This is a genomic window from Stieleria bergensis (assembly GCA_007745635.1).
Classification (GTDB): domain Bacteria; phylum Planctomycetota; class Planctomycetia; order Pirellulales; family Pirellulaceae; genus Stieleria; species Stieleria bergensis.
In genome coordinates this window covers 3,109,641-3,120,666 of sequence record CP036272.1, presented here as the reverse complement: position 1 = coordinate 3,120,666, position 11,026 = coordinate 3,109,641, and the positions used below count along the sequence as shown (strand labels likewise).

Here is an 11,026-nt window from a genome sequence, read left to right as displayed (position 1 = left end):
TCACCCACCGAATCAACCCGTTATTTGAACCTTCAAAGGCCGACGAATGATTGCCCTTGATTCCGCAGCAAAACGCCCTGAGTTCATCAATGTCCGTGTCCGCCGCCAAGACGGCCCTGGAAAAGAACCGTACTGGCAGCTGTTCAAGATCCCGTATGAACACGAGCTAAACGTTATCTCCGTCCTGCAACGGATCGCGGCGCAAGCAAAAACCAGCGATGGCCAAAAGGTCGCTCCGGTCACCTGGGACTGCGGTTGTTTGGAAGAAGTTTGCGGCTCTTGCACCATGGTGATCAACGGCCGCGTTCGTCAAAGCTGTAGCGCTTTGGTCGATCGATTGCTAGAAGACAACCCCGATGAACTTGTTCTCGAACCGATGAATAAGTTCCCCGTCGTTCGTGACCTGATGGTCGATCGTCAACGCCTGTTCCGCGGCTTGGAAAAGGTCAAAGCTTGGGTCCCCGTCGATAGCTACTACAACATGGGCTCGGGCGAGCGCCAGTCCCAGGCCACCCAAGAGCAAAATTACCCGCTGAGCCAATGCATGAGCTGTGGCTGCTGTGTCGACTCATGTCCACAGTATCAAAAGATCGAACTCGAGCGGATGCCCAACGAGTCCGACGAAGACTTCTTGAAGCGTCAGAACGAAGCGTTCGACGAAGCCTTTGTCGGCCCGCACGCGATCTCTCAGGCAATGCTGTTTAACAATCACCCGACCGGCAAAGCCATCGCGGACGAGCGAATGGACGCGTTGACGGACACCGGCGGCATTCAAATGTGTGGCAACGCCCAGAACTGCGTTTCGGTGTGCCCGAAAGAGATCCCATTGACCACGTCAATCGGACGCGCCGGCAGAGCGGCGACCGTCCACATGATCAAAAAGTGGTTCGATAAGTAAGACCTGCGTTCGTCGGGTGCCGTGCTTGCACACATCAATGAGATAGCATCGCACAGTTGGGCCTCAATCACGTGGCTTGTCCGCCTCCGCACCACGAGAATCGAAGATCTTCCAAGCAGTGATGTAAGCACCACTGCCCCCAAAAAGACTCGCCCGCAAGCGGGAGGGTATTCTTGGGACAGAACCGCCGATTTCCCTGTGATGACAAAACTCTCCCGCTTGCGGGAGAGTCGAGCCTAAGCGAGGTGAGGGTGAAAGCGGTGCAGACGCCTAAAACCCGCGTGACAGCGACTAAATTGGTGACGAGATTCTAAACGGACCGACGCCTCTGTCCCCGTTTTCTTGGTGCCGATGGAGTGCCTCCCACCGACCGTCAAGTGATGGCGGTCAGATTCACTTGCTGGCAGATGCCCCGAATCGATTGCTCGTCAGTCAAATGATACGTGGGAATACGCATCGCGATCAACGGTCCCGCCAGGTCCAGATACTGATCGACTTCTAGCGTGTTGATGATCACGGCGACGGCGGCACCTTGCCTGGCCAAACCAATGATGGCCGCCAAGTCATCCTCGGTGGCTTCTGGCACGATGAACAGAAGCGTCGTCTCGCGACTGAGTTGTCCCTCAACTTCGATCAGCAATTCGGGCAGCGTCAGTGCATCGCTGCGTTCCAATCGCGCCAGCGTCGAACGGATCTCTTGCAACTGCCCCGGGCCTCGATCGGCTGACAGATTAATAGGCCGCATGCGATCATTTTCGACGGCATCTGCCGCTTGCCGCTTCGCCTGATCTCGAACCCGATAGTCGCCCACCCAACCTTGTGTCTGAATCCGATCAGCTGCATCACGGCCATTGCTGACCAGGCCCACAGGTTGCGAGACTTCATGCAGGGCACGGGCGATGCCTGCCGCGGCCATCACCGCCAGGTCGCCTCGGACCGGTTCGTGCCGAATCGGGTTGCTATCGACGTGCATGTCCAAAATCACGGTTGCCCCGGCGATCGAACTGGGCTCGTAGACTTTGCTATGCAAGATTCCGGTGCGCGCCGTGGCAGCCCAGTGAACGCGGCGCATCGGATCGCCCGTTTGCCAGCGTCGAATGCCGCGCAAGCGAGTCGGATCTTCGAACAGGTTATCACGCATGCGAATCTCACCCATCGGACGACGCGACGCGATGTCATAGGCATCCAAGGGGACAATTTTCGGCAAAACGGTGACATAGCTTGGTTCCGCCCCCAGACTAAAGCGACGAAACAACCCCATCACATCACCGGTTTCCAAGACCATGGGGCCGATCTGGTAATGGCCGCGTCGGTTACACTTGATCTTGTACTCGATCACTCGTTTTTGATTAGGCCACAGCATGAAGATCTGCACCCGTTCTCCCTGGACCTCAAGGGCAGGGGGAGTGAAGAGGATCGCCCGCGGCGGCAGCACGTCTTCGGCCAACAGCCACAGCACTGGGATTCGACTGGTGTTGTGCAGTTCAATCCCGACACTGATCTGGTCACCTTGCCGGACTTCAACATCGCCGCCAAGGCGTTTTGCAACCACACAGCGCGTCCACAGATTCGCCAGGAACCGGTTGACGATGACGGCTGCGAGCGCGGTCAATCCGGCAAACAACCACAAACTGGCTCCGATCAACAGGCCAACGAGCAAGACGAACGCACCACCAGCGAGGAGCGTTGCTTTTCCGCTCGGTCCCGGTGAACACTGCGAATCAGTCGCCTGTTCATTGCTGCTTGTCGTTTGATCTGCCATACCGTTGATTGTACATCATCGGCCCCCGTGAAGGCTAAGCATTCAAAATCGGGTGCAGCACATTTCCATGCACATCGGTCAACCGCATGTCACGTCCGCTGTATCGGAACGTCAGTCGTTCGTGATCGACCCCCAGCAGGTGCAGCACCGTGGCCCACATGTCATAGATGTTGCACACATTTTCGACGGCATGGTAACCGAGTTCGTCGGTGGCTCCGTAAGCCGTGCCCCCTTTGACACCTCCACCGGCAAACCAAACGCTGAATCCCTGCGGATTGTGATCGCGCCCGTTGCTGCCCTGGGAAAATGGCGTCCGGCCAAATTCGCCGGCCCAGACAATCAGCGTCTCCTCTAGCAATCCTCGCTGACGAAGGTCTTTGATCAAACCTGCGATCGGCTGATCGACTTGTTCGGCCATTGCACGATGGCCACGTTCTAAATCACCGTGTTGATCCCAGGGGTTCGCTGCACCGCCAGCGCCAATGCTCTTGGTCAGGCAACTCAATTCGATGAACCGGACGCCTTTCTCGACCAACCGTCGAGCCAACAAGCACTGCCTTGCATAGGCTGCCTTTTCAGTATCCGGACTGTCCAAGCCATACAGTTTCCGCGTGGCCTCGGTTTCGCCGCTGATGTCGCAAAGTTCTGGGACTGCGGTTTGCATCCGAAACGCGGTCTCATAGTTTTCGATCGCCGCGTTGACTTGATTGTCTCGCCCGCTGCGTTTTAGAAAGTCCGCATCCAATGCTTTGGCGAAGTCCCGCTGGCGATTCTGATACGCCATGTTACCAATCGGTTGAATGTTGCGAATCGCATCGGGCTTGTCCGCTTGCAGAATCGAGCCTTGATTCTGGGCGGGTAAATACCCACTGCTGTACAGGCTCACGCCTCCATGAGGCACACGAGCACTGCCACTTTGCAACACAACAAACCCAGGCAGATTCTGGTTCATTGATCCCAGGCCGTACGCGCACCATGCTCCAGCGCTGGGATGCCCCATGAATGGGAACCCACTGTGCATCAAGAAATTACCTTGCGCGTGTTCGTTCACCGGCGTCGTCATCGAACGCACCACTGCCAGTTCGTCGGCCACCGTCGCCAGTTGGGGGAACATGCTGCTGACCGGCAGGCCCGATTGCCCCGAGCGCGTGAACTTAAACGGGCTAGCCATCACGCTGCCGTTATTGTTGAACTGGGTTCGCTGCACCGAAACCGGCATCGGCTTGCCATTCAACTGATCCAGCTTAGGCTTTGGATCGAACGAGTCGATGTGCGAAACGCCCCCCGACATGTAGCAAAAGATCACATGTTTGATTTTCGGTGCATGATGCAGTCGCTGCATTGCCGCTCCATGAGCGACAGACTGAACGGATGCCCCACCGGATGAATCGGGGGCAAGCGGATTGGCGCTGGCAGCATTCCGCATCGCGGTCAGCGCCGTGAGACCGAATCCGGTGGACGCCAGTTCTAGAGCGCGACGCCGTGAATACAAGCGGTTCGGACGAGCTTGATTATCGAACATAGAGGAACTCCTTCAACTGAAACATCGAGTGTGCTAGAGCCGCCATCGTTTCCGCATCTGACGCTTCGCGGACAGGCCCGATCTGGTCGAGCTGCTTGGTGATTTCTTCCATCCCTTGCTTGGACTTTTCATACTGTGCTCGCTGTTCGGCGGACAACAGCTTGACCAACTGTTGCTCGCTGACATAGTTCTGATTGCCTGAGGCAATTGCTTGAATCTCTTCAGCGCCGAGGACTCGATCAAACAGGGCTCCGTTCAGAATTCGTCCGTGCAGCAAGCGACCACCCGAAGCAGGCAAATGGCGCACACCGAATGTCACCACGGATTGTTTGGCCGCAAAACCAATGAATTTATCGGTGCGATAGGGTTTACCGTACGCTTGCCCATTCCGGTAACCCGTGATGGTGCCCTGATTATCGTACGTGATCGCCAAGTGAACGGGTTGTTGACCGGCTTGTAAATCGGCTGCGCCCCCAAACGGTTTTGTCCGGTGAAATAAGTTGCTACCGGCCATCCAATGCTTCGGGGTTTGTTCGCCGAAAACAATCGAATCAAACAAGCTCCCGTCGGCCGTTTGCAAGGTGATGGCTCCACCGCCTCGCTGATTCAAGTCACTTAACTGAACCGTCACCATCAAAGTCTTTTCTTCAATCGGCTTGGTCAGTGGACTGGAAATCGCGTAACCATCTCGTCCCAAGTGCAGTCCATCCGCGTCTTGCCTGGCGTCCCGCTGAAGCTTCAGGGTGATGGGATTCTCTGGGGACTCCAACGACTTGGTAAAGTCCCACGAAGCGTAGGCCTCGGGCAGAGACTGGCTTTCCTGATCGGGCTCAGTTTGGCTCTCCCGCCAACGTTGCCTGGCTGTTGCCAGCAACCGCTGCACTTGTTCCTCAAGCTTTTTTCGCTGTTCTTTTATCGCGGCTTGCCTCGCCGATTGCTCTCGAAAATCAAATTCGAAATCATCCAACATCGTCCGCGCGGCCAACAATTCGTCGTCGGTGGCATGACGAGCAAAGCACAACCGGAACATGCGATTGATCTTGGACTCCACGGTCGGCAAAGCAGGATCTCTCAGCACGCGATTGGCTAGCGACCTGGCATGTTTGACCACCTGTGGACTGTTCATCATTGCCAGCGACTGAGCCGGCACATTGGTGACGTCACGGGCGCCAACACAGCTAAACGGTTCGGGGTAATCAAACACTCGCAGAAACGGGTCCAAGGCATTTCGAACGACACGCACATAAAGGCTGCGGCGATTCGAATCGGCGTTAACCGGCGGTCCAAAGGTTTGCGGTGCCAAGCTTCCGCTCACCGATAGCAAAGCATCGCGAACCACTTCGGCTTCCATCCGACGGACGTTGGATCGTGCAAAGAGTTGATTGTCGGGATCCTTCTGGAATGCCAATTCATCGGCACTTGATGATCGCTGCCAAGCTTCCGTGGTCACCATCGCGTGCACCATTTGCTTGATCGACCAATCTTGTTGAGAGAAGCGATCAGCCAATGCGTCAAGCAACTCCGGATGCGAAGGGGCAAACCCCAAGCGTCCAAAGTTGTCGGGGGTTCGTACCAACCCGGTCCCGTACAGATGATGCCAAAGCCGATTGACGATCACGCGCCGAGTCAACGGGTTGTCGACTCTTAAGAGATCTTCGGCCAGCTGCAAACGGCCACTGTCCTGTGCTTCATAAGGCGTTGAATCGATGGCTTCCAAAAAACGACGCGGAACAAGTTCCCCCAATTGCTTGTGGTTCCCGCGAACCATCATCGCCTGATCGGTTCCAGCGGTCTCCTCGATCCCTGGAACGCGGGTTGGAACAAGCACCTGGGCTTCGAGCGCACGGTACTTTTCCACCAGTTCCCGAAGCGACTTGGAATGGTCCAAATGTGCCGAAAGCACGCCATGATCGACGCAGTCGGCAATCATGACGCTCTGCGGGTGACTCGCGTTCCCAGCGCCCCAGGATTCGATGGCACCTTGCAACGCCGCTTTTGCCGTGACTGTTAGTTCATCCAGGCTCTTGACCGTCGCCTGATCCTCGTTCAGCAGGGCCGCGATGCCCTGGCCCCCTAACCTTGGTCCGGGGGCGGATCGGTCGGTGATCAAGACTTTGCGAACCGCAAACCAGGACTTGGCATCATTCTTGGTCAACAGTGGAGCGTCCTTGGCCGTCGTGACCTCCACGTGAATCGAGTCTCCGGCCCAGTAAGCCAAATCGAAACGATACCACTTCCACTGCGGAGTGAGATTCTGAACCGGGTACACGGTCCCGTTGCGGGGATAATCCTGAACGACGTAACGAACGGAAGCTTGCCCAGCACCTTTGGCCAAAACCCACAGCACTTGATTGTCGGCGAGTTGAACGTCGGGTGATGTGAAGCGACCGGCGTGCTTGCGACTGATGCGATCCGAACGGACCGCGGCTGGCATGACTTGCTCAATCGCTTCCACGCCAGATTCCCGCAAGGCAAAGGAGTCTCTGGGATGGTCGACCTGGGCATCAAATTCCAAACCATTGCCCGCGACGAACCACGCTTGACGATCATCGACATTCGCAAAATCCCAGTAGTGCGCCGCCTGCTGCTTGACCGTCAAAGCATGATCCATGTCGGACTTCAAACGTTCAAGACGCTGTTGCCAGCGCTTTGCAAACGGTTGCTTGCGATCGTCATCGCTGGCTAACACAGACAATTGATTGGGAACCGCGCTCTGGAAGGCTTGGTCGGCCTTCTCCGGAATCGAGCGAGAGAACAAACGCTGACCCGCAGCATCGATGTCGCGCAGCCATGCCGCGGCAACCTGCTGGCGTATCTGCTTTTTCAGCGTTGCGAGTTTCGAGGTCTGTGCATTGATCGCCTGGTCAACATTGGCCACGTTTCGTCCAGGACGGCAAGAACTAAGGATCCCAAACAGCGCGTAGTAGTCTGCTTGGCTAATCGCATCAAACTTATGATCATGGCAGCGAGCGCAGGAAACGGTCAGCCCCAGAAAGGCTTTGCTAAAGACGTTGATTTGATCATCAATGAAACGAACCTTCTCGTCCAACGCATCCGTCGGTGCAAAGCCATGGAAGACCATTCGCCAGTGTGCGGTGGCGATGGTGGATTCGTTGAGCCCCAGCTGCTGGTTGATTCGGGGTTTGGTCAGCAGATCGCCAGCGATGTGTTCACGCAACATCGTGTCATAGGGAATGTCTTCATTCAGAGCACGAATCAAATAATCTCGATAGTACCAAGCGTTTTCAATGCGAGGATCTCCTTCGCTGCCGTGCGATTCTGCGTAACGAATCCAGTCCATCCAGTGCCGCGCCCAGCGTTCGGCAAAGGCCGGGCTGTCAATCAGCTCGCTTGCCAATGCCGCAACAACAGCTTGTTGATCTTGGCCACGCTTCAGTTGACCTAACCAGCGCGATTGTTGTTCGATGCTTGGCGGCAAGCCAGTCAGAACAACATACAACCGGCGAATCAAAGTCGCATGGTCCGCCGGCGGCGACGGCTTCACACCGGCATTCTCAATGCCCTGGTTGATCCAAGCATCAATCAGTTCGCGAGTCGGAACCTGAGCGGCACTGCGACCTCCAGGCAACGCCGCGGATTCAATGGGCTGCAGACTCCACCATTGCTTGCGGCGCTGCAGCGTGTTCTCCCATGATGTTTGCTCGCGCAGGCTCTCTTCAGTCGGTGCTTGGTCACGCGGATCGGGCAAGCCCATTTGAACCCAGTCTTCAAAGTCCTTAATGACCGCGTCAGCCAACTTGGGACCGCCTTCGGGCATTTCCAAACCATCGATTTCATGGCGCAAGATTTTGATCAAGCGACTTTGTTCCGGTTTACCCTTCACGATCATCGGTCCGCTATCGGCCTGCAACATGCCACCGGCGAAATCGGCAATGAAACCACCCTCATTGGAATCGATTGAGTTGTGGCACTCGTAGCAATTCTCGACCAACACGGGTCGAATTTTCGATTCGAAAAACTCACGTTGCGGAGGCGTTAACTCTGCCCCCATTGAGCTGCCATGAAACATTGAGCTGCCATGAAAGCAGAGCAAACCAATGACGATCAAGAGCATCCGCTGCCAGCGATGATCTATCCAAGACGGAACGTCTTTCTTATGCATGAGGTCGATACCAGAATGAGGCGAAAAATTCTGAGCACAGCAGGGGAAGGGAGGGAAGTCACAGCCAGTGCATTCGAAGCCAGGTGAAAGTGCAACCGGTCGCAACGCATGTGGGGCAACCAGTCCTTGCAGGGCATGTCAGTGCGTCACATCCGGCGTTGCAGTTTGACGCTGGAGTTTGACGGATTTGTGCCAGCACGACACCCTGGGGGCGAACGAACATACCGAGGCGGGGGTCATCCAATGCCTCGTCGCTGAAAGAACTGGCGGGAAACGCCAAGAACAACCGTGCAGCGACCACTTTCGGCATCGATGGACTAAAGTCAGTATAACCGCTGTACAATCAGAATGCGTTTGACCATCCGTTGAACCGTTCTGTTTTTGCCGCCTCTCCCAACTCAGCGGCAAGCCTTTCTTTCCCCAACCTATCTACATCACTCACCCATGACACGAAACGTTCGACGTAGCACCCTGTTTTCCATTGGTATCGCGCTTTGCCTGACCACTGGGCTGTCCGCTGACACGGTCCTGTTGAAAGACAATTTTGATCGCCAAGAGACCGATGATTCCCAGGAACAAGTGGGCGGCAAGTGGTCAACGAACAGCAAAGCCCGTGCAAAAGGCAACAAGCAAGTTGACCTGATTGACGGGGCGATGCGAATGACACGTCATGAAGTCGCAGACCACGGCGTCTCGGTTGCTCATGATCTGCAATTCAAGAATGCTGAAATCAGCATGCGATTTCGCATTGGCCAGGGCGACGAGCTTGGCATCAACATCGCAGACATGAAAGAGAAAAGCGTTCATGCCGGGCATCTTTGTGTTGCCAAGATTCGGCTCAATAAAGTGACCATCATTGATCTGAAAACGGGACGGATGAAGAAAGAGATGCGCGACAAGGCTCAAAACAAGACCTTGACCGCCGACGACCGGAAGCTGATCAAGACCAAAGAGAAAGCCTTCCCAATCAAGTTGACAGCCGATACCTGGAATGACTTGAAAGTTGAAATCCAGGACGACACCATGACCGTTTCCATCAACGGCAAAGAAGTCGGCCAGTTCGCCTCAGCGGGGATCGATCACGACACCAAAAGTCGCCTGCGACTGGCAGTGGCCAAGGATGCCTGGGTCGATGACATCAAAGTCGTACGCAAATAAGGCGTTAGCCTACTCTGGCTGCCGCTTGCCGATTTGCTGAAAAATGACAGGTTGCCGCGAGTGCCACGTCTAGTCAACTCGTGGGGCAACTTGCCTCCCAGCGGATCGTGCGGTATAATTAGGGGCTCGTTTCAATTTCGATTGGCGAATTCGGGGGCGACTTGGATTCGACCGGATGATTGGAAGCGTATGGTTGCGTGTCGTGGTTGATCAGTTGGCCACGTAAAAAGCTGATCACAACTTAATTGCAGATGAAAATCTAGCACTGGCTGCCTAAGAACAGGCAACCCTGACTGAAGGGGGCTGCCAGAGCCGCCTGACTGTCAGATGCAATTCTGGATCGCTTACCGTCATGGTCGAGACGCGGTAGGCTAAATAAAGATTCGATCTAGCGAGCGGCGGAGCCTGTCGGGCAGCGCCGCTGTAAGCGAAATGGGCTTCGGTCCATAACCGTCCGACTACACACGTAGACGCCGTCGTGGACGCATCGCGGGACGAGGGTTCAATTCCCTCCGCCTCCACTCAAGCCACTTTGCGATTCTTCGCAAAGTGGCTTTTTTCATTGGCTTACGGCGAACCTCTTAATTTGCGATTTTTCCAGCGACAATTACGTCCACGCGAAGGGACAATTAGACGCTTGTGGTCAGAGACTAGGAGATCGCCATCAACCAAGGGGATGTCCATCTGTTGTTGAAACGGTTGACGGTCTCTTTGATGATGCCATCGAGGGACTAGGGTGATCTTACTGTTGCTCGCCGCTCAGGTGCCGATTTCCCCGGGACGTGCCAGTGCCTTGATCAAACCCGGTAGAGGCTGTTGACCAACAAGTTTACGGAAACTCTTTTAGCGTCCGCAATGCGTACGATGAAAGGAGGCGTTTTGCTCAGTGGCTCACGCTGCTCCACGCTGGTCGTACTGGAGACGCAATTTTCGACGTCCCGAATCAGGAACACTCATCAGCACTCATTCCCACTCATTGATTAGTGTTAATAAGTGCTTATTAGCGTTCTCCATTTCCAGCAATTGCATCCATTCCCGCACGAGGCCGTGGACTTGACAGTCCGAGACGCGTTGACACGAACACTGAAGTCCAGGCTGCTGATTGCACCATCGGCTGGGCCATTGAAATTCATCTCACTCGCCCTGACCAGGTAAAAGCCAAGCGTTCGCCGTACAAAGACGCAATGTTCGACGTCCTGGATCAGGAACACTAATTGGCACTAATCAACGCTAATAGATGAGTGCGGATAAGTGCTTATTAGCGTTCTCCATTTCCAGCAATTGCATCCACTCCCGCTCGAGGCGGTGGACTTAACAGTCCGAGACGCGTCGACACGAACACCGAAATCCAGGCTGCTGATTGCACCATCGGCTGGGCCATTGAAATTCATCTCACTCGCCGTGCCCAGGTAAAAGCCAAGCATTCGCCGTACAAAGACGCAATGTTCGACATCCTGGATCAGGAACACTCATCAGCACTCATTCCCACTCATTGATTAGTGTAAATAGGTGCTGATTAGCGTTCCGCATTTCCTGCGATTGCATCCATTCCCGCTCGAGGCT

The 11,026-nt window shown here is 55.2% G+C and carries 5 protein-coding genes and 1 other RNA gene; 3 read left to right on the top strand and 3 right to left on the bottom strand.

Translation table 11 applies throughout. The annotated features are described in order from the left end of the window. Positions 1-46: 46 nt before the first annotated feature. Positions 47-898, top strand: coding sequence for a succinate dehydrogenase iron-sulfur subunit (gene sdhB, locus SV7mr_RS10750; protein WP_145271840.1), 852 nt, complete (start codon positions 47-49; stop codon positions 896-898). Positions 899-1,271: 373 nt separating this feature from the next. Here the strand turns inward: sdhB and SV7mr_RS10745 are convergent, their stop codons facing one another. The 3 genes from SV7mr_RS10745 to SV7mr_RS10735 are packed head-to-tail and all read right to left on the bottom strand — an operon-like array spanning position 1,272 to position 8,305. Beyond that, positions 1,272-2,660 (bottom strand): DUF58 domain-containing protein, encoded by a 1,389-nt coding sequence (locus SV7mr_RS10745; RefSeq protein ID WP_145271838.1) that lies wholly within the window; start codon positions 2,658-2,660, stop codon positions 1,272-1,274. Positions 2,661-2,694: 34 nt separating this feature from the next. Beyond that, entirely contained in the window at positions 2,695-4,182 is a 1,488-nt protein-coding gene (locus SV7mr_RS10740; RefSeq protein WP_419188384.1) for a DUF1501 domain-containing protein, read from the bottom strand. Next, positions 4,172-8,305 carry a DUF1553 domain-containing protein gene (locus SV7mr_RS10735; RefSeq protein WP_145271836.1) on the bottom strand — a complete coding sequence of 1,378 codons (4,134 nt, stop codon included), beginning with the start codon at positions 8,303-8,305 and terminating at the stop codon, positions 4,172-4,174. The genes SV7mr_RS10740 and SV7mr_RS10735 overlap by 11 nt, the downstream gene beginning before the upstream one ends. 444 nt (positions 8,306-8,749) lie before the next feature. On the opposite strand from SV7mr_RS10735, the gene SV7mr_RS10730 reads away from it, so the two are divergent. Together SV7mr_RS10730 and ssrA are read left to right on the top strand one after the other, a co-directional pair. Then, positions 8,750-9,463, top strand: a complete 714-nt coding sequence (locus SV7mr_RS10730) for a 3-keto-alpha-glucoside-1,2-lyase-like domain-containing protein (protein WP_145271834.1) — start codon at positions 8,750-8,752, stop codon at positions 9,461-9,463. A 152-nt stretch (positions 9,464-9,615) separates the two neighbouring features. After that, positions 9,616-9,987, top strand: a transfer-messenger RNA (tmRNA) gene (gene ssrA / locus SV7mr_RS10725). The last annotated feature ends 1,039 nt before the right edge of the window (positions 9,988-11,026 follow it).